The organism is Flammeovirgaceae bacterium SG7u.111 (genome assembly GCA_034044135.1).
Lineage (GTDB): Bacteria > Bacteroidota > Bacteroidia > Cytophagales > Flammeovirgaceae.
In genome coordinates this window covers 7096181-7120567 of the sequence record CP139021.1, presented here as the reverse complement: position 1 = coordinate 7120567, position 24387 = coordinate 7096181, and the positions used below count along the sequence as shown (strand labels likewise).

General features: G+C 40.1%; 20 protein-coding genes. 12 read left to right on the top strand and 8 right to left on the bottom strand.

What is annotated here, in order from left to right; genetic code table 11:
- Positions 1–16: 16 nt before the first annotated feature.
- A complete protein-coding gene (locus R9C00_27430; GenBank protein WPO35432.1) occupies positions 17–1831 on the bottom strand; it encodes a sodium:proton antiporter in 1815 nt (604 codons plus the stop codon).
- Between the two features lie 436 nt (positions 1832–2267).
- On the opposite strand from R9C00_27430, the gene gpmI reads away from it, so the two are divergent.
- Entirely contained in the window at positions 2268–3794 is a 1527-nt protein-coding gene (gene gpmI, locus R9C00_27425) for a 2,3-bisphosphoglycerate-independent phosphoglycerate mutase (protein ID WPO35431.1), read from the top strand.
- Positions 3795–4022: 228 nt separating this feature from the next.
- Here gpmI and R9C00_27420 read toward each other — a convergent pair whose 3' ends face one another.
- Complete coding sequence (locus R9C00_27420; protein ID WPO35430.1) at positions 4023–4955, bottom strand: hypothetical protein; 933 nt, start codon at positions 4953–4955, stop codon at positions 4023–4025.
- Positions 4956–5480: 525 nt separating this feature from the next.
- On the opposite strand from R9C00_27420, the gene pheS reads away from it, so the two are divergent.
- Together pheS and R9C00_27410 are read left to right on the top strand one after the other, a co-directional pair.
- Entirely contained in the window at positions 5481–6509 is a 1029-nt protein-coding gene (pheS, locus tag R9C00_27415) for a phenylalanine--tRNA ligase subunit alpha (protein WPO35429.1), read from the top strand.
- 166 nt (positions 6510–6675) lie between these two features.
- Entirely contained in the window at positions 6676–7521 is an 846-nt protein-coding gene (locus tag R9C00_27410; protein ID WPO35428.1) for a 4-hydroxy-3-methylbut-2-enyl diphosphate reductase, read from the top strand.
- 47 nt (positions 7522–7568) lie between these two features.
- Here R9C00_27410 and R9C00_27405 read toward each other — a convergent pair whose 3' ends face one another.
- Together R9C00_27405 and R9C00_27400 are read right to left on the bottom strand one after the other, a co-directional pair.
- Positions 7569–8348, bottom strand: coding sequence for a hypothetical protein (locus R9C00_27405; protein WPO35427.1), 780 nt, complete (start codon positions 8346–8348; stop codon positions 7569–7571).
- 317 nt (positions 8349–8665) lie between these two features.
- Entirely contained in the window at positions 8666–9592 is a 927-nt protein-coding gene (locus tag R9C00_27400) for a helix-hairpin-helix domain-containing protein (protein ID WPO35426.1), read from the bottom strand.
- Between the two features lie 308 nt (positions 9593–9900).
- Between R9C00_27400 and R9C00_27395 the strand changes: the two genes are divergently transcribed.
- The 3 genes from R9C00_27395 (at position 9901) to R9C00_27385 (ending at position 12930) form a co-directional block, all read left to right on the top strand.
- Positions 9901–10227, top strand: a complete 327-nt coding sequence (locus R9C00_27395) for an HU family DNA-binding protein (protein ID WPO38800.1) — start codon at positions 9901–9903, stop codon at positions 10225–10227.
- 6 nt (positions 10228–10233) lie between these two features.
- Positions 10234–11052, top strand: coding sequence for a tetratricopeptide repeat protein (locus R9C00_27390; protein ID WPO35425.1), 819 nt, complete (start codon positions 10234–10236; stop codon positions 11050–11052).
- A 327-nt stretch (positions 11053–11379) separates the two neighbouring features.
- Positions 11380–12930, top strand: coding sequence for an Rne/Rng family ribonuclease (locus R9C00_27385; protein ID WPO35424.1), 1551 nt, complete (start codon positions 11380–11382; stop codon positions 12928–12930).
- 46 nt (positions 12931–12976) lie between these two features.
- On the opposite strand, the gene R9C00_27380 is transcribed toward R9C00_27385, so the two are convergent.
- Complete coding sequence (locus tag R9C00_27380; protein WPO35423.1) at positions 12977–13324, bottom strand: hypothetical protein; 348 nt, start codon at positions 13322–13324, stop codon at positions 12977–12979.
- Positions 13325–13675: 351 nt separating this feature from the next.
- On the opposite strand from R9C00_27380, the gene lpdA reads away from it, so the two are divergent.
- The 3 genes from lpdA (at position 13676) to R9C00_27365 (ending at position 16466) form a co-directional block, all read left to right on the top strand.
- A complete protein-coding gene (lpdA, locus tag R9C00_27375) occupies positions 13676–15076 on the top strand; it encodes a dihydrolipoyl dehydrogenase (protein WPO35422.1) in 1401 nt (466 codons plus the stop codon).
- A 202-nt stretch (positions 15077–15278) separates the two neighbouring features.
- Positions 15279–16169 carry an EcsC family protein gene (locus tag R9C00_27370; GenBank protein ID WPO35421.1) on the top strand — a complete coding sequence of 297 codons (891 nt, stop codon included), beginning with the start codon at positions 15279–15281 and terminating at the stop codon, positions 16167–16169.
- A 39-nt stretch (positions 16170–16208) separates the two neighbouring features.
- A complete protein-coding gene (locus R9C00_27365; GenBank protein ID WPO35420.1) occupies positions 16209–16466 on the top strand; it encodes an acyl-CoA-binding protein in 258 nt (85 codons plus the stop codon).
- On the opposite strand, the gene R9C00_27360 is transcribed toward R9C00_27365, so the two are convergent.
- Entirely contained in the window at positions 16467–16874 is a 408-nt protein-coding gene (locus tag R9C00_27360; GenBank protein ID WPO35419.1) for a hypothetical protein, read from the bottom strand. It lies immediately after the preceding gene.
- 15 nt (positions 16875–16889) lie between these two features.
- Positions 16890–17249, bottom strand: a complete 360-nt coding sequence (locus R9C00_27355; protein WPO35418.1) for a hypothetical protein — start codon at positions 17247–17249, stop codon at positions 16890–16892.
- A 197-nt stretch (positions 17250–17446) separates the two neighbouring features.
- Here R9C00_27355 and R9C00_27350 point away from each other — a divergent pair, with 197 nt between their 5' ends.
- Positions 17447–18073 (top strand): N-acetylmuramoyl-L-alanine amidase, encoded by a 627-nt coding sequence (locus tag R9C00_27350; protein WPO35417.1) that lies wholly within the window; start codon positions 17447–17449, stop codon positions 18071–18073.
- A 56-nt stretch (positions 18074–18129) separates the two neighbouring features.
- On the opposite strand, the gene R9C00_27345 is transcribed toward R9C00_27350, so the two are convergent.
- Entirely contained in the window at positions 18130–20784 is a 2655-nt protein-coding gene (locus R9C00_27345; GenBank protein ID WPO35416.1) for a glucosidase, read from the bottom strand.
- 814 nt (positions 20785–21598) lie between these two features.
- Here R9C00_27345 and R9C00_27340 point away from each other — a divergent pair.
- Together R9C00_27340 and R9C00_27335 are read left to right on the top strand one after the other, a co-directional pair.
- A complete protein-coding gene (locus tag R9C00_27340) occupies positions 21599–23488 on the top strand; it encodes an amidophosphoribosyltransferase (protein WPO35415.1) in 1890 nt (629 codons plus the stop codon).
- Between the two features lie 277 nt (positions 23489–23765).
- The gene (locus R9C00_27335; protein WPO35414.1) at positions 23766–24368 is read left to right on the top strand and encodes a nucleotide exchange factor GrpE; all 603 of its coding nucleotides are present in this window, start codon (positions 23766–23768) and stop codon (positions 24366–24368) included.
- Positions 24369–24387: the final 19 nt, after the last annotated feature.

Below are 24387 nucleotides of genomic sequence, written 5' to 3'. Positions count from 1 at the left end.
TCACGATTCCCATCAGTTATTTGATAATATAGTGCAGCGTGTTGATTTGCCCCATCGTGATTGGGTTGATTGAAATTGGTTCTATTTTATTGTTATCCTTTAAGATAAACAGCGGGATGATTTTATCGTCCAATTCTTTGATGAAGTCGCTTAGTTCTTGGCTAGAGGTGATGTCATATTGATGGATAGCCGGTTTTTTACGCAAGGTTTGCGTAATGCTGATATAATCGGCATAGCCATAAAAAAGCAAATTTTTAGGTTGCTGATTCACGCTCATTTTTAACTCCTTGTTAGAGCCCAAACGGTACACCCTATTTTTTCCAAATTCATCGCTTAGCAACTTGCAGCTCATGCTGTTTATCTCCGTGTTAGAAGTCATTGCGTGCAATTGTCCATATTGTGATAGGTCAACTTCTTCATATGCCTCGTCGCTGACCAAACTTCCTTCAAAAACGGGCAAGCCCATCTCTTCGGCCTCGTGTATATTTGACTTGGAGGTGTCGGCAAGAAGAATAGGGATGTTGAGCGATTTGAGGTACTTGGCCATGAACCTTGCAGGCTCACTTGCCCCAAAGAACAAAATCCCATTGGGTTCTTTTCTTTCCACACCTAAAAAGCGGGCAAGAGGCTTGGCCAAGAGCCCTTGGAGCACCACCGTTCCTACAATTATCATGAAGGTGATGGGTAGGAGAAGTTGTGCAAAAAATGCATCTTCGAGCCTTCCGGCATCGCTCATTATAGCGGAAAGCCTAATGGCAAAAATAGAGGCCACCGCTGCGGAAACAATTCCCCGTGGGCAAATAGCCGATATGAATATTTTTTCCCGTAAGGAAAGCCCTGAATTGATGCTGCTGAGAAATACGCTAATGGGACGCAAAATGAACACCACGCATAGGAAAAAAGCCAAACTTTGGAAGTTGAGCAAAATCCGAAGGTCTTCTAGGTTGACCCTTGAAGAAAGCATTACGAACAAAAAGGAAATAAGGATGAGCGTGACATCTTCTTTAAAAGATAAAATCTCTTTCAAATCCTCTATTTTCATGTTGGCCAAGATCATCCCAAAAAGCGTAACTGCCAAAAGCCCTGATTCGGCGTGGAGCTGGTCGGAAATGGCAAAGCTCATGATCACCATACCGAGCATGATAATATTTCTGAGGTATTTTGGTACGAGGTTTTTTTGGAGAATGTAGTACGTGAGCAAAGCAAAAATAACCCCTACAGCTACTCCTGATAGGATAGTGAGGAAAAAACCTTCGAGGGCAAAAATGGTAAATTGCTGCCCAGGCTTGCCCGAAACTACAAATTCATAAATCAAAATGGCGATCAATGCGCCAATAGGGTCAATGAGGATTCCCTCCCATTTCAATATAGTATTTATCTTGAAATTTGGGCGGACATTTCGAAGGATGGGACCAATAACCGTAGGACCTGTAACGATGATGAGCGATGCCAACAAAAAGGAAAACCTCATGCTGATATCCATGATGTAATGGGCAAGCATAGCCCCGCCAAATAGCGTGACTACCGTACCTACTAGCAGTAAATTCCTTACGGTAAAGGCAACTGCCCGCACCTCTTTAAACTTGAGGGTGAGCCCACCTTCAAAAAGGATAAGCCCTACACTTATGGAAATAACATGGAACATCAGGTCCTGGTCGTGGAAAATTTGGTCTCCATCTATGAATTTTTTACCATCTATACTGATGAGTGTGGAAAGAGGACCTACCGCCAAACCAATGATGATGAGAGGTAAGATGGCAGGTACTTTTATACGCCAAGCAAGCCATTGAGCCAAGAAACCAAGTACCAGTAAACCTGCCAGTTCGATCATGTGCTAGGAGAATCTATTTAAAAAATGAGTTACTTTTTACCTGATTGTCTTACAAGGATAGACATCGGGCAATTTGACCAAAATTATAAGATAATTAATAACACAGCCAAAAAAGCCGCAATATAATTCTGTGTTTGACCATTACTAACCCTAAATTCTTTTAAATGTTTGTGTACTAGCAGTCGGTTTTCCCTCTTTTTCGGAAAGAAGAAATTACAATTTTGTGAATAAAACTCGCCCCCTTTTGTTCCTCGTTCTTTTTAGCTTTAATTTTACCCTACCAATTAGAGGAGGTTCGGCAAGAGCCACCCTATTTTTTTTGACAATTTTTTTTAACCGTTCAACACAGACAAACCAAGAGGGCTTCATCGGTACAGCCCATTACCTAATTGTTTGGATAAAAATCCATCTATCTTTTTTATAATCTTAAAAAACTATGAGCAAGAAAGTTCTTCTAATGATCCTCGATGGCTGGGGAATAGCGACTAACAAAGAAGTTTCAGCCATTGACCATGCAAACACTCCTTATGTGGATGGTCTTTACACAAAATATTCTCACAGTAAATTGAAAGCCTGCGGCGAAGCAGTAGGCTTGCCCGAGGGACAAATGGGCAACTCCGAAGTAGGGCACATGAACATTGGCGCAGGTAGAATTGTGTACCAGATGCTAGAAAAGATCAATATTACTGTTAGAGATAAATCTATTTACAAAAATGAGGCGTTGGTGGAGGCGTTTGAGTATGCTAAAGCAAACAATAAAAAAGTCCATTTTACAGGTTTGGTGTCTGACGGTGGTGTCCATTCACATATTTTACACCTCAAGGGTCTGCTTTCTGCAGCAAGTGAGGCAGGCTTGAAAGATGTTTTTGTACATGCGTTTACTGATGGCCGTGACTGCTCTCCAAACGGGGGCAAAGCGTTCATTGAAGAAATAGAAAAACACGCTGCCGAGACTACTGGCCAAGTTGCCAGCATTACAGGTAGGTATTTTGCCATGGACAGGGACAAGCGTTGGGCTAGAGTGAAATTAGCTTACGATGCCATGGTGAAAGGCGAAGGCGAGGTGAAAACCACCGATCTTTCAGCAGCTATGCAAGCATCTTACGATGCCGGTGTAACTGACGAATTCATCAAGCCGACCATCAAAGTAGATGGAAACGGTGAGCCAATTGCTACGATTGAAGAAGGCGATGTAGTTGTTTGTTTCAACTTCAGAACCGACCGTGGCCGTCAGATTACGGTTGCTCTCACGCAAGAAGATTTCCCTGAGGAAGACATGAAAAAGCTCGACCTCTACTACGTGACCATGACCCAGTACGACGAAACGTTCAAAGGTGTAAAAGTGATGTTTGACAACAAAAACATCGAAAATACACTTGGTGAGGTGTTGGAAGCCAATGGCAAAAAACAGATAAGAATTGCCGAAACGGAGAAATATCCTCACGTTACGTTTTTCTTCTCTGGCGGTAGGGAAGAGCCTTTTGAAGGAGAAACTCGCTTGATGTGCCCTTCACCTAAAGTAGCTACTTACGATTTGCAGCCAGAAATGAGCGCAGGCGATATCAGAGATAAAATTATTCCTGAGCTTAAAAAGGGAGAAGTTGATTTTGTTTGCTTGAACTTTGCCAACCCAGATATGGTAGGCCATACAGGTGTGTTTGAAGCAGCGGTGAAAGCTTGCGAAACGGTTGATAGCTGTGCAGGTGCGGTAATAGACGTAGCCAAAGAAAATGGTTATTCTGTAATAGTAATTGCCGACCACGGTAACTCAGACATAATGAGCAACCCAGACGGTTCGCCTCATACGGCGCATACCTTGAACCTCGTTCCATGTATTTTGGTGGATGATGAATACAAAAAGCCAATTAAAGATGGTAAGTTGGGCGATTTGGCGCCGACCATTTTGGAACTGATGGAAGTAGAAAAACCTGCGGATATGACGGGTGAATCTTTGCTTTCTTAAGGAAGAAAATAACTTGATTTTATAAATGGAAGGCTGCCTTGTTTGGGCAGCCTTTTTGTTTTTGCTCTTGCCGCTCGGCTCCAGAGCTTGCCAAGCTTTAGCATGGAGTGGCAACTATTGTTGTAGCCTCTGGCTACCTTGGGTGTGGACGCCCGACAAATATTCCTCACCCGGCTGGAGCCGAGCGAGAGTAGGGGCGGATGCTTGCCTTAGTGGGCATAACACTCATTATCGACAAAAACTTCGCATTTCGCCCATCATTTCTTTTACATATTCTGTTTTACTTACTTTTGACTTTATCCCACCTTTTAGGATACTTTCTGGTATAATTTCAGAAAGAGCGATACTTATATTTGCGTTGAATGATTGGAAAGAACCCATTTTGCATGGTAATAGAAATGGATTATTACCACCACATATAAACTCCATTTCATGAAAATTGGAATATCTAATTCTGGTTTTTATGAAAAAATATGATATTCCCACAGAAGTCCTTTTTTGTAACAGTTTAGAGACACGTTTAATATCCTCAATGTTAGCCATACACTTTAAGAGTTGTGGATGTTTCGATGAATCACTCTCTTTAATAACTATATAATTTTGTATTGTATGCAAGTTGTTTGCAACCCAAGCTGAATCTATATTCAAAGAATTCAGGATCATGTCATCACTACTATATTCCTCGAAATTGGTAAGTGATTTTTCGAGTCTTACTATAGGTGCCTCCTCCATTTCATAAAGTATTGAATCTCCTTTGAAATTTATATTAAAGGGTCTGTCATCTGAAATTAATTTTTCTAAATAATGAGCCATCACCCTCCTTCCATACTTTTCTTCCACCTCGTCTAAAAATTCTTTTTTTGTATCAATATCTTGGTCTACAACTTTTAGCAATTGACTATCTAAGCTAATGAGGACTTCCCAATTTTCTCCTAGAATAGTTCCTACAGTATAAGGATGGTATCTGGCTTCATTCAATTTAACCTCATACTTATTGCTGTTTTTTCCTGTTTTTATTATCTCATATTTATAAGTTTCAACCTTTCTAATACTCACATACTTGACCTCAAGAATTATTGAATCAATTGAGCTTGGCTGTGAATAGCCAACAGCACAAAATAAAAATAAAGTCAAACTTAATACACTTGATTTAACCCTCATCTAATATTGATTTTAATACTCTTGGGTTTTGCTTTATTTAAACCTTTTTCCCTCCAATGTTCCTGCTACTATGAGCCTCCGTTCGGATCTTGACAGCATTGGTCTTTCACGCAAATCTAATTACTCATTGATCAACTCACTCCACCAAACTTATGAAAGATAAGAAAGAAAACATCTACTTTTATTATGGAGGAAAGGCAGCCAAGCTAAGGCAGCTTTTTTGTTTTTTCTTGATAAAAGTTCAATAATGGGCAGACATGCAATAAACAGCGGTTTTCCCACCACCGACCTTCAAAAAGATTTCTTACCTTTGCTGCTCGTTCAGAGCTTGGTTAGACTTTAGGTTTTCCGAACCGTCGGACCGCATGCGAAAATGTTCAGCTTATGGTTCTCGCGAATGAAGAAAATTTGAAAATAGAGTGCTATTGAAGAATTTTATTTTGAAGCGAGGTTCATGAGATGTGCATTTGTAGCGAAATAGATAAAGTTTAACCAAGCTCTTATTCACCTAAAGCGTAGGCGAAAATGATAGACAAATTAGAAGAATTAATAAAAGAAGTAGAAAAGTCGAAGCTCGAAACCGAGGAGGTTATTGAGAAATTTAGGCTGAAGTTCATTAGCAGAAAGGGTGTAATGGGCGATTTTTTTGCTAATATAAAAGATGTAGCCCCCGAGAAGCGGAAGGAGTTTGGGCAAAAGGTAAACGAATTGAAGAACCTTGCTCAGCAGAAGTTTAAGGATGCTGCTGCAGAAGCGAAGAAAAAATCGGGAGGGCAACAAGCCGCTGCGGTGGACCTTACGCTGCCAACTATCCCCAACGAGCTGGGGACTATTCACCCCATCACTCAGGTGAGGAACAGGATTGTGGAGATTTTCCAAAAAATTGGTTTTAACTTATCGGAAGGGCCAGAAATAGAAAATGACTGGCACAATTTCTCAGCCTTGAACTTCCCACCCAACCACCCAGCAAGGGAAATGCAGGATACGTTCTTTATAGAAAAAGACCCTGAGGAAATTGCTTTGCGTACGCACACGTCATCGGTGCAGGTGAGGGTGATGGAAAACCAAGAACCTCCTATTAGGACGCTTTCTCCGGGAAGGGTGTATAGAAATGAGACCATTTCTGCTAGGGCGCACTGTATTTTCCACCAAGTGGAAGGTTTGTACGTGAACGAGAACGTGAGCTTCCAAGACCTGAAAAACACGCTCTATTACTTTGCAAAGGAGATGTTTGGCAAAGACACCAAAATCCGTTTGCGTCCTTCATACTTCCCGTTTACCGAGCCAAGCGCCGAGCTGGATATTTACTGGGGGCTCAAAACGGAGTCGGACAAGAAGATTACAAAGGGAACAGGTTGGTTGGAAATTGGCGGATGCGGCATGGTGGACCCTAACGTACTTGCCAACTGCAACATCGACCCTGAGAAATATACAGGCTTTGCCTTCGGGATGGGGATTGAGCGAATAGCTATGTTGAAATACAAGATCAACGATATAAGGCTATTTACAGAAAATGATACTCGTTTCTTGAGACAGTTTTCTGGGCTTAGCTAAGCAAGCGAATTTATATGAGCTTTCAGAACCCGCTTTTCTTAGGAAGAGCGGGTTTTTGTTTTACTATTTTGTTGTTTTGTTTAAACAAAAACTTTTACGTTAGGTTATCTGAAGAAAATAAGATAATTTGTATCCGTATAAAGAAAGCATTTTCACAAAGCAAAAAATGTACAACTTAGATGTTACTATAGACCAAGATTCTGGCTTCTGTTTTGGTGTGGTTTACGCCATCGAAATGGCTGAGGAAATCCTTAAGGAGGATGGGGTATTGTATTGTTTGGGTGATATTGTACATAATGATGAAGAGGTAAAGCGTCTCCAAAAACTAGGGCTAAGAATCATCAACCATGATGATTTGTATTCAATAAACGGAGAGAAAGTTCTGATAAGGGCTCATGGCGAACCTGCTTCTACTTATAGGATAGGCATGGAAAACAATCTTGAGCTTATCGATGCTTCATGCCCAGTAGTACTCAAGCTCCAAAACAGGATAAAATCTTCGTACGATAAGGAGGAAAATATTTATATCTACGGAAAGCATGGTCATGCGGAGGTAGTAGGGCTCATGGCTCAGACAAGTAATAATGCAGTCGTTTTTCAAAATATTGACGAGTTGGATATTGAGAACTTGCCTAAAAATATTACCCTCTATAGCCAAACGACTAAGAGCACCGAGACTTTTTACGAAATAAAAAATAGATTAATAGGTGCGGGAATAGAGGTGAATGCCAATGATACCATTTGCCGCCAAGTATCAAACCGAGATAAGATACTTCACGAATTTGCCAAAAGGTTTGATAAAGTCGTATTTGTGTCGGGTACTAAGTCTTCTAATGGGAAGGTGTTGTACAGTATCTGCAAGAGCGTAAATACACATTCTTATTTCATATCCAATAAAGAAGAGCTGGATGCTTCTTGGTTTTCCCCTAACGATACTATTGGAATCTGTGGAGCTACATCTACGCCCATGTGGCTTATGGAAGAAGTGAGGGACAAATTACTCCAAATGTAAAAGAGCTGCCCTAATGAGCAGCTCTCTCTTTTTTTTCAAGAATTTGTCTATTGAATTTTCTCGCTAAGTTCTTCCATTTTCTTGAAGGCGTCTGTCAGTTCCCCATCAAGTTCAAATGCTTGCTTATAGTAATCGTGCGCTTTTCTGTAGTAAGCCTTTTTCTTCTTGCTGTTGAACAAACTGCTGGTTTTGCTGGCTAGTTCTTCGGTAGATTGGCCCAAGGCAAAATATTTTTGAGCAGCAGCTTTTGTACTTTCAACCTGAGTAGAGTCTAATTCTTCATTAGTTGTAATTATTTCTTTTTCCTTTTGTTCTACCACACGCTGCAGCGCATCGAGTTCATCGTTTTGCAAGTCAACTGTTTTTACCAACGCTTCTTTTTCTTGCTCGTACGTTGCTATTTTTTCATTTAGCTGTGTGATAGTAGCATCTTTTTCAGCAACTATTCTTTTGTAGTTGGCTATCATTTTCTGATAAACTTTGTTGTTCGAGTTGCTTTTGACCAAGGCATTTTCCATATCGGAAAGCTCTTGGTTGGTGCGCTGCATATAATCTTGGATTTTGGCAAGCCTGGATACATAGTCATCATATGGAATACCTTGCTCCAAGTTCAATACTATACTTTCTTCGGCAACCTCAATAGAATCAAGCAAAATGCCAATAGAGTCCATTTTTCCATCCATTTCGGAGATTAGCCCATCTCTTTCGTCCATTGTTTCCCTCATGGCATCCAGCTCACTTTTGAGCTGCTCGTGTTCTTTCTTAGGCACGCAAGAAGAGGCTACAAGCATAGCTAGAGTGATACATAATAGTTGAAATGTTTTCATAATAAATAATTTAGGGTGTTAAAAGAGTTCTTTCTTTTGGTAAGAATGTGGAATAAATAAAATGTAAATGCGAGTTTCAGTAGAATATACATTCACAATGTTTTCTAGGTGCAGGATTGTATAGAATTTAGTAGAATGGGAATATTCCTTTCACAAAAACAGTAAAGATTGAATGTTCAACTTTTTGTTTTTCAGTTAGTTTATAGGAATATCTATTTGTGAAATGTCTAAGATTTGGCGAAAAATAAGTGATTTTTTGAGTAAAGTGAAAAGAAAACCCTAAAAAATAAGCTGGGTATAGTCTGTATAACTCTACTTTAAAGCTCAAAATCTAGGTATGGCGCTAACTTTTCGGCAACACCTTCTTCCAATACTTCTACTTTTTTGAGGTCTTCGATGCTCGAAAAACCTCCATTCTTTTTGCGATAATTAAAAATTGCCCAAGCAGACTTCTTCCCTATGTACGAATGCTGCATGAGCTCTTGGGCGCTCGCCTTATTTATTTTGACCTTTGCTACTTCAAACTCATCTGCCACATAACTTACCTTTATTAGTTCTTTCTGCACTTCCGGTTTCAATCCGTATACTTCTGAAAGTTGCTCTGTAGCGTGAAAGCCTCCAAGTTTATCTCTGAATTTTATAATTCGGGCAGATAGCACGCTTCCAATGCCCCTCACTTTTTTGAGCTGTGTAGTGTCGGCGGTATTGATATCGAACCACAATTCCTCTTTCTCTTTTTTTGGAGTCGGTTTGCTGTCAGCGACCTTTTTTGGCGTTTTTGGAGCTGATGCTTCTATTAGTATATAAGGAGATAGTTGTTCATAAAGCTCATCCGAAAACCCGTAAATCTTTTTTATGTCTGATTTTTTCCTGAAACTTCCGCCTTTTGAGCGATATTTTTCGATCCTTTCAGCAAGGTATTTGGGTATTCCTACCGAAGTCATTTTTTGAACTGTGGCTACATTTGGATCAAAAGGTTCTGGCCGGGCAGCTTGAGTTTTGGGAATTTCTTTTTGAGCAGGAAGAACCTTGCCTGTTTTTTCAGGAGCTTGTAGCTCTTTTACAAGTTTATTTAAGAGGGCAATATCTTGGCTTCTATCAATTTCTTGTGGAGGCAAATAAAGTTGGACAGATATGGGGGCGAGAGTGGCCAAAAATACGAGTAGCATAAGCACGATAAAGCCTTTGCTTTCGGCTTCAGAAAAACCAAATGTCTCTTTTAGGTAGATTTTTAACTTTCTCATGGACTTTCTTTTTGAAAAAAAACAAGTTTAATATACAAAAAATACTCTGTTATAGCCATTTATATTGAGTGGTTTTTGCAAGAATAATAGAACTTTAGAGTGGAATTATTCAAAATATTATTTTGTCTTGATGTGGTAGTGTTGATTATAAAACTATCTTTGCAGATTCAAACGTAATTTTACGTTAGTTGCAGACCTTCAACCAATTATACAACCAGCATAAATGAATATTTTCAGGAAGCTTGCTAATTGGGAATTGAAGGTATAAATTTGCACTCCTTTTCAATCTTGTTGATAATTAGAGTATTATAAACTTAAATCCTAAAAAAGACGTGACTAAAGCAGAAGTTATCGCTGAGATAGCCAACCAGACGGGAATAGATAAAGGCGATGTAACCGCCACAGTAGAAGCATTTTTTAAGGTAGTTAAAACCAAAATGTCTGAAGGTGAGAATATTTATGTTAGAGGTTTTGGAAGTTTCGTGAACAAAAGAAGAGCTAGCAAAATCGGGCGTGATATCTCCAAAAACAAATCTATTGTGATTGCAGAACACTATGTGCCTAGCTTCAAACCTTCAAAAACATTTGTTGAGAAGGTGAAAAATAGCGAAAAAGTTAAGTTAGCTAATCAGTAAGAACTGATGCCTAACATTAGGTATATTATTCTTTCAATTGCTATACTAGCAACTGTTGGGCTATATTTCCTACCTAGGGTAGTTGTAGAAAACGAGCCAGCGCAAACCGCATCTGTATCAGATGTAAGCGGAGGGGGCGAAGAGGTGACCGATATGCATTCGACTGATATTCCAGAGGAGCAAGCGGCGCACATGAACGAGCACAAGGCATTATTTCGGGAAGCTACTTCTGAAGCACAGAAGCTAGAGCAGCTGACAGAATTAATGGACGAGTTTAAGTCTTTCAATCTCTATGACAGTGCAGCAATATATGCAGGTCAGTTTGCAAATGAGTATCCTTCACTTGCCAACAGTATTTTAGCAGGTGATGCTTACTTCGACGCTTTTTCTTTTGCGATGAGCAAGGAAAAAACAGATAAGTTAGGAGTGAAGGTGCGAGAGTACTACCAACGGGCATTGGAAATTGAGCCAAATGAAGACTTAGAGGTGAAAATTGGTGTTACTTATGTATCGGGTGATAATCCGATGCAGGGAATATTGAAAATACGTGAAGTATTGGGCAAAAACCCTGAAAATAAGTTGGCTATTTACAATCTAGGTATGCTCTCGATGCAGTCGGGACAGTTTGATAGGGCTGTTGAGCGTTTTGAAAAACTCATAGAACTAGAACCTGAAAATACTCAAGCACACTTTTATTTGGGTGTGAGTTATTTGGAAACAGGGAGTGAGCAGAAGGCGTTGGAAAGGTTTGAGCATGTGAAAGCGGTTGAGACCAACCCTCAAGTGCTCCAGTCTGTTGAAGCGTATATTAAAGAAATAAAGTAGTGGCGCTTGCTGTTACTTATGGAATTTAAAATAATTTTTAAAACATTAAACATTTAAGACTATGCCTTGCGGTAAGAAAAGAAAAAGACATAAGATCTCGACGCACAAGCGTAAGAAAAGACTAAGAAAAAACAGACACAAGAAAAAGTAGTCTGAGTAGAGTATTAGCTAACACCGACGCCTCGGCTTTTGCCGGGGCTGTGGTGTATGGAGGTTATGGTAATTGTTATTAATTTATGCCTTAACTCCTTTGCCTACATATTTGAAATCTTTGATGCTTATATGCAGGTATACAGAAAAAATTAATATCACTAAAACACTAAAAAATTGAGTAATGAATTAATTATCAATTCTACTCAAAGTGGTGGCCGAATAGCTCTTTTAAAAAACAAGAGCTTAGTTGAGCTACATTACGATAATCAGGAGAATAAATTCACTGTAGGGGATATTTATCTTGGCGTTGTAAGAAAAGTGGTGCCGGGGCTAAACGCAGCCTTTATTGATGTTGGGTACGAAAAAGATGCATTTTTGCATTACCTTGATCTAGGTCCCAATGTCCGGTCGCTTCAGAAATACATCAGCCAATCGCAGAATGGAAGAGGAGTCGCTCATAACCTAAAAGGCTTTGGAATGGAGCCCCAAATAGATAAACTGGGGAAAATTACAGAAGTATTCAAGCCTAATAATCGAGTGCTCGTACAAGTAGTAAAAGAACCAATATCAACCAAAGGTCCTCGCTTATCTTGCGAACTTTCTATAGCAGGAAGATATTTGGTGCTTGTCCCATTTGCCAATTCGATAAATATCTCTAAAAAAGTTGCTGATGCTCAAGAGCGAAAGAGGTTGATTCGATTGATATCCTCTATTAAGCCAGATAATTTTGGCATAATCATCAGAACTGTAGCAGAAGGAAAAGCCGTTTCCGAACTCGATAGGGATCTTCGTGATCTGGTATCTAAATGGGAAGCTGGCGCAGGTGCGTTGGTGAAAGCAAAACCTCGCCAAAAGGTGATTGGGGAAATGAATAGGGCTGAATCTATGCTAAGGGATATTCTTAACGAATCCTTTGATAGCATAACAGTTGATGATATCTCCACATTTGAAGAAATTAGAGGCTTCATCCGCACAATTGCTCCTGAAAAAGAAAATATCGTAAAGCACTATACCGGCAAAACCAAGATATTTGAGCAATATGGAATTGAAAAACAGCTTAAATCGCTGTTTGGACAAACTGTTAGTCTGCCAAGCGGCGGCTATTTAGTAATTGAGCACACAGAAGCACTGCACGTAGTTGATGTAAATAGCGGGAATAAGTCGAACTCTGAAACAGACCAAGAAACAACCGCATTCAATGTCAACAAACAAGCAGCTTCGGAAGTCGCCCGACAGCTTAGGCTTAGGGATATGGGTGGAATAATTGTGGTGGACTTTATTGATATGAAAAAAGCTGAACATAGACGTAAGCTTTATGAGCATATCAAGACCGAGATGAAAACTGATCGTTCGAAGTACACTATCTTACCACTTACCAAATTTGGGTTGATGCAGATTACAAGGCAAAGGGTAAGACCTGAGCTGAATATTGCAACTAGAGAAACTTGCCCAACTTGTATGGGTACTGGTAAAATTGATGCGGCTATCAATATAGCAGACAGGCTTGAAAACGACCTAGATTTTATATTGGACAAGCAAAATGAAAAAGGGATTACCATTGCATTGCACCCTTATCTTCATGCATATTTTACTAAAGGAATTAAGTCTAAGAGGGTAATGTGGTGGCTTAAGTACCACAAATGGATCAAAATGATAAAAGACTCATCTCTCGGGATGACCGAATATCATTTCCTGAACAATAGACACGAACCTATCGAATTATAATAGTGAGCCCCACGCCATGGCGTGGGGCTTTTTTTTGTTTACAAAATCATTTTTTTGCTTTCTTCAGGTTAGTCCTTCCATACATGTATAAAAATATGCCTGCTACAGCCGGTCCATATGCCATGATATACTGGCTATAGTTTAGCTGCTTCGTAAAATAGGTAATCCCAATTCCCAGTGTCATCAAGCCTATTCCCATGTACATAAATACTTTTGCACTTCCCTTATAAGATTTTGTCGTTGCAGTTTCGAGTTCTGCATCATCCAGCTCTTTTATATGCAGTTTTATTTCGAACTCGTCGAACCCTTTGGTTTTTAATTCTGTCCTGATCTCTGAAAAGGGAACGCCCTTTCTTCTTTTCTCCAAATAATATTCTAAATCAAAATGGGGCATAATCTATATTAGTTCTGTTGAATTGAAAGAGGGTGCTAATCATTTAAAATCTTATAACAAGGATAGTATTCATCTCAATTTTAATCTTAAGAACCTGATGATTGTGAGGTTTAGTAAATGAATAAGCACAAACGAAAATATTCATTATTCTAAAAATAGAGAGTCCTCTGAAAAAGAATTAAAGATTTTTTTAGGCATTAACTCCTTCGGTAACGGTTGTGGTAATGAATTAAAGCTCAGTTCTATGCGAATCTTCCAACTATCTACTTCATCCTTCAGTTTTTTTCATCTAATCGTGTAGATTTGCAGCACAATTTAACAGAAGAATAACATATATAATCCATAAGCCTTATGTCATCAAAATTTGATTTGATAGTGATAGGGAGTGGTCCAGGTGGCTATGTTGCTGCTATCAGGGCATCCCAGCTGGGAATGAAAGTAGGAATAGTCGAAAAAGCCGAGATTGGTGGTATCTGCCTTAACTGGGGCTGTATTCCTACCAAAGCGTTGTTGAAGAGTGCGCAAGTATTTGAATATATCCAGCACGCAAAAGATTATGGTATTGAAGTAAAAGATGCTACGGCCGATTTTGGCGCAATGGTAAAAAGAAGCCGTGATGTAGCCGGTGGAATGAGCAAAGGCATCGAGTTTTTGTTCAAGAAGAATAAAATAGAGAAACTTCTCGGATACGGTAAAATCAAAACAGGTAAGTCTGTTGAAGTAGAAGCTGCGGACGGATCTAAAACTGTTTACGAAGCTGACAATATCATTTTGGCTACTGGAGGTCGCTCTAAGGAATTGCCAGGTTTGGAAATTGACAATGAGAAGATCATTGGCTACCGCAAAGCAATGACGTTGGAGAAGCAGCCTAAGAAAATGGTTGTGATGGGTTCAGGAGCTATCGGTGTCGAGTTTGCCTATTTCTACAACTCAATTGGCACTGAGGTGATCATAGTAGAATACTTGCCAAATATAGTTCCTAACGAAGACATAGATGTTTCTAAGCAATTGGAACGCAGCTTCAAGAAATCAGGAATGAAAATCCATACCAACGCTTCGGTTACCAATGTTGATAAATCAGGCGAAGGTTGTGTAGTTACAGTTAAGCCAAACAAAGGTGGCGACGAGTTTACCATAGAGTGTGACATTGTTCTTTCTGCAGTAGGTGTAACTACCAATATTGAAAACATTGGCTTGGAAGATGTAGGTGTAGCGCACGATAGGGGAAAAGTATTGGTGAATGATTATTACCAAACCAACATCCCAAGTGTATTTGCAATTGGAGATATAGTAAAAGGACCAGCATTGGCTCACGTAGCTTCAGCTGAAGGAATCATCTGTGTAGAAAAAATAGCGGGGCATAGCCCAGAGCCATTGAATTATGGAAATATCCCTGGCTGTACCTATGCTTCACCTGAAATTGCTTCGGTTGGTTATACGGAAAAGGCTGCTAAAGAAGCAGGATACGACATAAAAGTAGGTAAGTTCCCTTACTCGGCTTCTGGCAAAGCAAGTGCTGCTGGGGCAAAAGACGGGTTCATCAAAGTGATTTTTGATGCTAAATATGGTGAGTGGTTAGGTGCGCACATGATTGGCGCTAATGTAACTGAGATGATTGCCGAAGTAGTAGTGGCAAGAAACCTTGAGACTACTGGTATGGAGATAGTGAAATCGGTTCATCCTCACCCAACCATGTCTGAGGCGGTGATGGAAGCTGCAGCTGCGGCTTACGACGAAGTAATTCACTTATAATTGAAATAAAGTAGCATATGGTTTGCTATATGCTGAAAGATAATCTTTGAAGCAGATTACAACCTGTTTTAAATTTCCCGTGGCGCAAGTGTGCCGCGGGATTTTTTTTGAAGCCGACTTTCCTTGAACTTTCACCCCCTTCATTAGCTTCTTATACCTAGAATGAATTAATTTGCACTATCTTTTATCTAGCATTAAAGACATGAAAAAGCCACCCTCTCAACCTTCCGAATATGAGCAAAAAGTTATAAACGAGCTTAATGAAAGGAGGCAAGTGCCCAAAAAAATAAACAAGTTTTCCAAAGTACTGAGTTCACTTTCCAAGCCGATCAACCGTGCGGGGGAGTGGCTTACCAAAATGCCAGGACTGGATATGGCAATGGAAAAGACCGAGGGGACCCTGGCTGCTTTTGCCCATAACGTTACCGACTGGACGGTAAAGCAAGAAGAAACCATCAAGAGATATTTTGAGGCAGGCTTTTCTGACGTGAAAACAAAGGAAGACATAGCCTTGCTGGACTTGAAGGTAGTGGAAGATGCCGTAGGTGATTTATGTAAAAAGTACCACACCTTGGCTAAAGAAGAAGAGGAAGACGAAGTTACTGCTTTGAGCTTACCAGGAATGCCTTCCGATATCATTGCTTTGGTGAGTATGAACCACAAAGCCATTAGCGAATACGCTACCATGTATGGCTTCGATATCACCCTTTACCACGAAAGGGTATTTGCTCTGAACATTTTAGAATATGCAGCCTCTACAGATGAAATGACCAAGAAACAGGTAATGAGGCGTTTGGTAGAGCAAACGAAGAAAATGGTGGGAAAGAAAAAGCAGGAAGAACTCGATAAGTCCAAGTTTCTCAAGCTTTTTACCAAACTAACTAGTTCCATTACTTTCCAATTGCTGAAGGCAAAAGTGGGGCAGGCTATTTCTATAAAGGGGGCAGTGATAGGGACTGGTTTCAATGCTTATTTTACTACCGAGGTCTGCGATGTGGCCAATACGCTTTATAAACAACGCTTTTTGGCAGAAAAGTATGGCCCTGAAATCATAAACCTTGAAGAGGAAGAAGAGGACGAAAAAGACAAATAGTTTTAAATAACAACTAGAATAAATAACCAATATAACAATATGGGTTTAGACCAAAATTTTGAAGAAGCACAAAAAAGAGTGCATCAGCTAGATGAAAAACCATCAAACGAAATTTTGCTAAAACTTTATGGCTTATTCAAGCAAGCAACCGAAGGCGACGTGAAAGAAGAAAGACCAGGCGGGTTCGACTTCAAAGCCCAGTTCAAGTGGGATGCTTGGAACAAACTTAGCGGTAAAAGTTCGGACGAGGCTAAGCAGGCATATATAGCTCTTGTAGATGAGTTGGCGGGGCACTAGCTACTGCCCACTTTTCATATAATCACAGTCCAATTTCCAATGGTATCCTTCATGAGAATGTGTATCTGCTTTGTAAACACTGCCCTTGTATTCAAAGCATCTTAAACCAACATGTGCTTTTACATACAATGGTGTAAACTCCTCTCCTCCAAAAAGCCAAAAGGTAGAACCAATACCTTGTATTAATGTTGCATCTACGCCACCTTCGTAATATTGCCATCCACGTAAACCACCTTCTTTGGGTACCAGTTCAGCTATCTGATAAGTAAGTGATTGCCCATTTATATCTTTTGTTTCCTTCTCCTTTATTTTGGCAATAAAGTAGTCATATTCTCCTCCCCAGTACGACTTAAAAGGTTCATTTTTAATTACTAATGTATCTCCTGTATTAGCGGTGAAATCATACAACAAATAAAATTCTTGCTAATGTTTATCCCAGTGGTAAACTGAGTCTAATGAACCGTACATTACTTCAATTTCTTTGCTCTTAAACTCTCCATTTCTAAAGTTCGATATTTCCAATATCCTTGCATCAACTGTCCCCCGAGCATTTGTTAGGCTCATATTTGTATCCCTTACCGACTCAATCAAATAATACCCCTCGCTATCCTCTTGGCTTTGGCCTGAAGATCCGTCCGAATAGTACCATTTCGCACCTATGGGTGCCCATTCTGTCAGAAGTAAGTTTGGGCTTTCTGTTTCCTCAAGAAGAGGTTCAGAAGGAGTGTTTTTACACCCGATCAGTAAGAGAAGTGCGGATATTAGTATAAGGTGCTTTTTCATGGGATGGAGCGTTGTTTTTGAGAATTATATTACTCTAAAGTTAGTTATGGGAAAAAGAATAAACAAGCAAATATATTAAATTCAACATTTTGTACATTGGGTTGTGGTACTTGATATTAGTCCATTTGCCAATTATCCCCTCTTATTGTTGCTTCTTGTGGTAAAAATCTCTTAATTGAGAAAAAACACTAAACAACATGAGCCAAATACTTTGGATACTAGACCCCGGTCACGGAGGGTTAATCAATGGAGAATACCAAACTCCGGGCAAAAGAAGCCCGAAATGGGACGATGAAATTACGCTTTACGAAGGTGAGTTTAATAGAGGAGTAGTGAACAGGATAATTGAAAGATGTGTGCCTGCTGGCATTCGCTATTACCATGTTTCTCCCGAGATGGAAGATACTTCTTTGCCAGAGAGGGTAGCAAGAGCCAATAAGTGGAACAACAAAGGGCCTTGTATTTACCTTTCCGTACATGCGAATGCAGGTGGGGGAAAAGGTTGGGAAATCTACACTTCAAAAGGACAGACCAAGTCCGACAAAATCGCGACGATCTTCTATGAAAAAATGAGAGAGGAGTTTGCCGAGCTGCCCAGTAAGCATTTCCGTAGGGATTATAGAGATGGTGATCCTGATAAGGAAATGAACTTTTATGTATTGAAGCATACCAAAATGCCAGCAGTTCTTACCGAAAACTTTTTCATGGACAATAACCAAGAGTGTAGGGAATTTCTCATGAACCGTTCAAGCCGCTCGAGGATTGCCGATGCACATTTCAGGGCGATGCTTCATATAGAGCAGACGTATCAGAGTTTTGTATAAAAAAATATCCCCCTTGCTTGAGAAATGTGAGGGGGATAAAAGCCCATAAAAGCCTCTTATTTGGAGCTTTGTTTTTCATTTTTGTACTCATCTACCATTCGTATAAGCTCGGCTACAAGACCAGTCCAACCAGTTTGGTGCGAAGCCCCTAGACCAAAACCCGAGTCGCCATGAAAATATTCATAGAAAAGGATGTGGTCTTTGAAATGCACATTTTTCTGAAGTTTGTTCGATTCCCCATAAAACGGCCTATTTCCCTGCTCATCATTGGTGAAAATCTTAATCAACCTTTCTGCTATTTCATACGCTATTTCCTTTAGGTTGAACAATTTCCCCGAGCCTACGGGGCACTCCATCGTAAAATCATCGCCATAATAATCATGAAACCTCAGTAAGGAAGTAACAATCATAAAGTTGATAGGGAACCAAATAGGGCCTCGCCAGTTGGAATTTCCTCCAAATAAGGAAGAATCAGACTCGCCCGGAACATAGGAAACCGAGTAGGTTCGGTCTTTTACTTTGTACAAATATGGCTCGTCCTTGTGAAATTTCGACAAAGCTCGAATGCCATATTCGGAAAGAAATTCCGTCTCGTCAAGCATCCTGCGGAGTGTACACTTCAGGCGGTGGATCCTTACCAAGGAAAGCATTCTGGTTTCTCCTCTTCCCGGATCATACCACCTCGAAATCAAATTAGCCAACTTAGGTTTGTTTTTGAGCGTCCATTCTAGCCTGCGGGTAAAATCTGGCAATTGGTTTAGTAATTCTGGGCTAAGAACTTCAATAGCAAATAATGGAATAATTCCCACTATCGACCTTACCTTTAAGCGGTGGCTAGGCTGCCCGTCGGGGTGGATGATGTCGTAATAAAATTCGTCGTCATCGTCCCAAAGCTCTACTTGTTCATCGCCAATATTGAACATCGCGCCTGCTATGCTCAAGAAGTGTCCAAAAAATTTGGAAGCCATTTCTTGGTAATAGGGTCTAATACTCGAAATTTCTAAGGCTATCCGAAGCATGTTAAGTGCGTACATAGCCATCCATGCCGTACCATCAGCTTGTTCCATTTTTCCCCCTGTTGGGAGGGTATTGCTTCTGTCAAAAACTCCAATATTATCCAAACCTAAGAAGCCGCCTTCAAATAGGTTATTGCCGTTGTCATCCTTCTGGTTTACCCACCAAGTGAAGTTCATGAGCAGCTTATGAAATACTTTTTCTAAAAAATCGGTATCTGCTTGCCCATTGATATCTTTGTCTATGGAGTAGACATTCCAAGCGGCCCAAGCATGTACGGGAGGGTTTACATCACCAAAATTCCACTCATAAGCAGGAATTTGTCCATTAGGATGCATATAATATTCCCGGAGCATCAGTAAAATCTGGCGCTTGGCAAATTCGGCATCGAGCCTTGCCAAGGGGATGCAGTGGAAGGCCAAGTCCCATGCAGCATACCAAGGGTACTCCCACTTATCGGGCATGGAAATAATATTCTGGTTGTGCAAGTGCTTCCACTGTCCATTTCTTCCGTTTTGCCTTTCTTGTGGAGGTCCACCAGTTGCAGGATCGCCATTGAGCCATTGTTCTACATTATAATAATAAAATTGCTTGCTCCAGAGCATGCCTGCATAGGCTTGTCGCTGTATAGAGCGTAATTCTTGGTTTTTTAATCCATTGTGAAGGTTTTCGTAGAACAGGTCTGCCTCTTTTTTCCTAAGGCTAAAAATTTTGTCGAAGTCCTTGAAGTCATTTCCAGCATCCGAGTTGCTCAACCTTAGCTTGCAAGTTACGCTGCCCTTCGCAGGGATTTTGTGCATAAAATATAGTCCTAGCTTTGTGCCCTCTTCCTCTGGGTTTACCTTAGCAAGGTCTTTTCTGGTTACGTAGTCGTTTATTCCATCTTTGGGGTATTTCGTACGGCTAGGTTGGTTGTAAAGAAGTTCGCGGTTGGTTTCATTATCGCAAAAAAGCAACTTTGGCTTGCCTTGGTAGCTCAGGTGAAAGCCCTGTGCTGCCCAATAGTCCAGCTCCACTTGGTTTTTTTTAGAGGTCTTTCGTATTTGGGGTTTGTAATCGTCATAGCCCCAGCGCCAAGTATTTCTAAACCAAACAGTGGGAACAAGGTGTATATAAGCCCCCCGGTCTCCCCTGTTTTCCACCGTAATTTTTACCAATACATCGTCTTCGTCGGCTTTTGCATATTCTATGTATACATCAAAGTAGCGGTCTTTGTCGAAAACGCCTGTATCCATCAGCTCATACTCCGCATCAGGTTTGTCGCGAACTTGGTTTACAAGAACTAGTTCTTCGTAGGGAAATGCTTGTTGAGGGTATTTATAAAGCATTTTCATATATGAATGGGTAGGCGTGGAGTCGAGGTAATAATACATCTCTTTTACATCCTCACCGTGGTTGCCCTCGCCATTGCTCAATCCAAACAGCCTTTCCTTTAATATAGAGTCTTTTCCGTTCCACATCGAAACTGAAAAGCACAACGTCTGTTTGTTGTCAGAAAGCCCGCCAATTCCATCTTCGCCCCAGCGATATACCCTGCTTCGTGCCATTTCATGAGAAACGTACGACCAAGCATCGCCACCTCGACTATAATCTTCGCGCACTGTTCCCCATTGCCTTTCCGAGAGGTAAGGTCCCCATCTCTTCCATCCAGAGTTATTTACAGTACTTTTTAATCTTTCTAGTTCTGGATTCTCCATAATTATTTTAGTTAGTTGTTGGGTTTAGCTGGTCTTTATACAATTCTGTTTACCTGTCCAACTGGTCAGCCTTAGCCATATGCTCCTTCAAAGAAGCGCTACACTGGATGTACAGACCTGTTCTCGTTGCTATGCCCATTTATTTCAAATTGGTGATTTTTATTAAAAATCCGAAAAAAATAATTTTTTTAAAATCGGTAGAATTAATTCTTTGAAAGCTTGTTTGAAATTTAAATTTTCAGGCGAAAATAATCAGGTTGAAGTTTTCGAAATGGTCGTTTGCAATGAAAAAGGTAAAATTTAAACATGTTCTGAACAGTATAAAATAGTACAATAAGAAATGCTTGATTTTGTTGGGTGGTGATTGATTTTTAACCACATATTTTGCCTACTTCAAAATATGTTTGTTTGAGAGTGGTAATAAACTAACCAATACTATTTCAGTAGTTTAAAAAGGAGGTGAGTAAGTTATTGATTAATATTTTATGAAATTTCCTGCCATTTTAGTCAGAAATTATGAATATCTGCTGATTTCCCTATTTTTTTTAATCCATTTTTTTGTGGAAAAGCCTGAACTTTTCACGAGCTAAAAGCTTTAAAAGGGCGTATTGTAACTAACAGTTGGATCTTATTCAGACACTATCATCTCTCCTTCATAGCTTATTCACCAAATCTTTTTTGTTTAAAAATCTCTAATGTACTTTCGTAGGGTGTTGAGATTTATTGTTACAAAAAAGGGGGCTAGTTTTTATCGAACTATTAAATTTGCACTTTCAAATAGACGAAGCGATAGGCTTACAACTATAACAAATCAATGAGTGATTTTATAAAACACGAGTGTGGCATCGCCATGATCAGGCTTCGAAAGCCTCTAGAGTACTATTTCGAGAAGCATGGCACGCCAACTTACGCCATCAACAAGCTTTATTTGCTGATGCAAAAGCAGCACAACCGAGGGCAAGACGGTGCTGGCATGCTCAATATTAAGCTAGATCACCCCCCTGGAAATCATTACATGACAAGGTATCGTTCAGTAGAATCGCAGCCTATTATGGACCTATTTGAAAAGGTAAATAAGAAGCTGGGCAAACTGAAAGAGGAGCGTCCTAAAAAGTATTATAACGCTAAGTGGATGAAAAAGAACGCTCCGTTTGTGGGAGAGCTCTACATGGGCCACCTTCGCTACGGAACGCATGGCAAGAACGAGATAAGGAATTGCCACCCCATGATCAGGCGGAACAATTGGAAAAGCCGCAACCTGATAATGGCGGGGAACTTCAACATGACTAATGTTGATGAACTTTTTAGTCATTTGGTAGACTTGGGCCAGCACCCCATAGAAAAAATAGATACGGTGACGGTGCTCGAAAAGATAGGGCATTTCTTGGACGAAGAAAACCAACGTCTGTTTAGCCAATACAAAGAAAAAGGCTTGAGCAACGAAGAGATCACGGATAGAATTTCAGAAGATCTCGATATTCAAGCAATCTTAAAACGTTCGTGCAAGGATTTTGATGGCGGATATGCCATGTTGGGAATGATTGGTTTTGGTGCTGCTTTTGTCGCCAGAGATCCAGCCGGTATTCGTCCTGCGTATTATTATGTAGATGACGATGTGGTAGTGGCAGCTTCTGAAAAACCTGCTATCAAAACTACCTTCGATATAGAATACGATGAGATTAAAGAAGTGCCTCCTGGGCATGCGCTCATTGTAAAGAAAAATGGCGATGTTGAAGTAAAAGAATTCATCAAGCCGCTGGAGCAACTTTCTTGTAGCTTCGAGCGAATTTATTTCTCAAGAGGATCTGATCCTGAGATTTACAAGGAAAGAAAAAGGCTTGGAGAGATTTTGGTAAACGATATTCTCAAAGAAGTTGATTACGACCTGAAAAATACAGTTTTCTCTTATATTCCAAACACGGCCGAAACGGCATTTATGGGTATGGAAAGAGGGCTGGACAAATACCTGACAAGGGTAAGACAAGATGCATACAACGAGAAAGATAGGGAGAGACTTGCCGACTTGCTCAAAACCAAAATCCGGGTAGAGAAGTTGGTGATTAAAGATGTGAAACTCAGAACTTTTATTACCGATAGTGATCAGCGAGATGATTTGGTAGGCCATGTGTATGACACCACCTATGAATTGCTTCAGAAAAGGCAAGATACCATAGTGGTGATAGATGATTCGATAGTAAGGGGAACCACGCTCGAAAAAAGTATCATCAATATGTTAGAGCGCCTGAAGCCAAAGCGCATCGTCGTAGTTTCTTCTGCTCCTCAAATTAGGTATCCTGATTGTTATGGCATAGATATGTCCACCATGAGCCATTTTGTAGCCTTTAGGGCGATGCTGAACTTATTGGAAAAAACAGGAAAGGAGAACTTGCTAGAAGAGGTAAAGAAAAAATGCGAAAAAGCATTTGAAAAAGGTATTGCGCATAAGAAAAACTATCTCAAAGAGCTCTACGATCAATTTACCGATCAGCAAATTTCAGATGAAATAGCTGAGATTGTAAAACCTGATTATGTAAAAGCAGATGTAAAGGTCATTTACCAATCGGTTGATAATTTGCACAAGGCGTGCCCTAACCATTTGGGCGATTGGTATTTCACTGGGAACTATCCGACCGATGGTGGAAACAAGGTAGTGAACAGGGCATTTATCAATTTTATGGAAGGTCATACGGGCAGGGCTTATTAGAAGCCTTTTTGTAAAAAAAAGTAAGCTCATTGTTAAGAAGTGGTACTGCCACCTGACAGTGAGCTTGCCTTTTTAGCAGTTGCTAGCGGGCTTTTTACGTCATTTTGTCATATATCTTTGCTTGGCAAAAATATTGACCATCTGAAGAAAGTTGGCAACGACCAGAATAAAGCTTGTTTATCAAACAAGGCATCGGTTGTTATTAAATAGTTTTGTGCCCTTAAGTTTTTATTAAGGGTACGATTGTTTGGATAGAAAAAAATACCTTATTACGATAATGGCTAAAGATAAATCACAAGAAGAACCAAAGGAAGAGTTTAAAAGCACAGAAACCAATGTGGAAGAGGGTGCTGAGCAAAACGAAGAGGGTCAAGTAGAAAATTCAGAAGAGGAGACTGCTGAAGAGGCTGCTCCCGAAGAAGAACTTGACGAAGTAGAAAAACTTAAACTTGAGCTTGCCGAGCAAAAAGATAAGTTTATCAGGCTGTATTCTGAGTTCGATAACTTTAGGAGAAGGACTGCTAAAGAGAAAATTGAGCTTACAAAAACAGCAACTGAAAACTTGGTAATAGAGCTAGTGCAAGTACTGGACGATTTTGAAAGAGCTGAAAAGTCTTTTGGCGATGTGAAAGAGGATGATCCTGTGAAACAAGGTTTCGAAATTGTGCATACCAAATTGGAGAAATTGCTCGAAAAACAAGGCTTGAGCCAAATAGAAGAGGCGAAAGGAAAAGACCTTGATACCGACCTGCACGAGGCTGTAACCCAGTTCCCGGCACCTAGTGACGACCTAAAAGGCAAGATCATAGATCAGCTTGAAAAAGGGTACAAACTTGGTGATAAGGTAATTAGGTATGCCAAAGTAGTGGTAGGTACTTGATTTTAATAGACTTAGGCAA

Excerpts from the sequence above, each read along its gene's own strand:
- R9C00_27430 (WPO35432.1), bottom strand. The coding sequence starts at position 1,831 with ATGATCGAACTGGCAGGTTTACTGGTACTTGGTTTCTTGGCTCAATGG.
- gpmI (WPO35431.1), top strand. The coding sequence starts at position 2,268 with ATGAGCAAGAAAGTTCTTCTAATGATCCTCGATGGCTGGGGAATAGCG.
- R9C00_27420 (WPO35430.1), bottom strand. The coding sequence starts at position 4,955 with ATGAGGGTTAAATCAAGTGTATTAAGTTTGACTTTATTTTTATTTTGT.
- pheS (WPO35429.1), top strand. The coding sequence starts at position 5,481 with ATGATAGACAAATTAGAAGAATTAATAAAAGAAGTAGAAAAGTCGAAG.
- R9C00_27410 (WPO35428.1), top strand. The coding sequence starts at position 6,676 with ATGTACAACTTAGATGTTACTATAGACCAAGATTCTGGCTTCTGTTTT.
- R9C00_27405 (WPO35427.1), bottom strand. The coding sequence starts at position 8,348 with ATGAAAACATTTCAACTATTATGTATCACTCTAGCTATGCTTGTAGCC.
- R9C00_27400 (WPO35426.1), bottom strand. The coding sequence starts at position 9,592 with ATGAGAAAGTTAAAAATCTACCTAAAAGAGACATTTGGTTTTTCTGAA.
- R9C00_27390 (WPO35425.1), top strand. The coding sequence starts at position 10,234 with ATGCCTAACATTAGGTATATTATTCTTTCAATTGCTATACTAGCAACT.
- R9C00_27380 (WPO35423.1), bottom strand. The coding sequence starts at position 13,324 with ATGCCCCATTTTGATTTAGAATATTATTTGGAGAAAAGAAGAAAGGGC.
- lpdA (WPO35422.1), top strand. The coding sequence starts at position 13,676 with ATGTCATCAAAATTTGATTTGATAGTGATAGGGAGTGGTCCAGGTGGC.
- R9C00_27370 (WPO35421.1), top strand. The coding sequence starts at position 15,279 with ATGAAAAAGCCACCCTCTCAACCTTCCGAATATGAGCAAAAAGTTATA.
- R9C00_27365 (WPO35420.1), top strand. The coding sequence starts at position 16,209 with ATGGGTTTAGACCAAAATTTTGAAGAAGCACAAAAAAGAGTGCATCAG.
- R9C00_27355 (WPO35418.1), bottom strand. The coding sequence starts at position 17,249 with ATGAAAAAGCACCTTATACTAATATCCGCACTTCTCTTACTGATCGGG.
- R9C00_27350 (WPO35417.1), top strand. The coding sequence starts at position 17,447 with ATGAGCCAAATACTTTGGATACTAGACCCCGGTCACGGAGGGTTAATC.
- R9C00_27345 (WPO35416.1), bottom strand. The coding sequence starts at position 20,784 with ATGGAGAATCCAGAACTAGAAAGATTAAAAAGTACTGTAAATAACTCT.
- R9C00_27340 (WPO35415.1), top strand. The coding sequence starts at position 21,599 with ATGAGTGATTTTATAAAACACGAGTGTGGCATCGCCATGATCAGGCTT.
- R9C00_27335 (WPO35414.1), top strand. The coding sequence starts at position 23,766 with ATGGCTAAAGATAAATCACAAGAAGAACCAAAGGAAGAGTTTAAAAGC.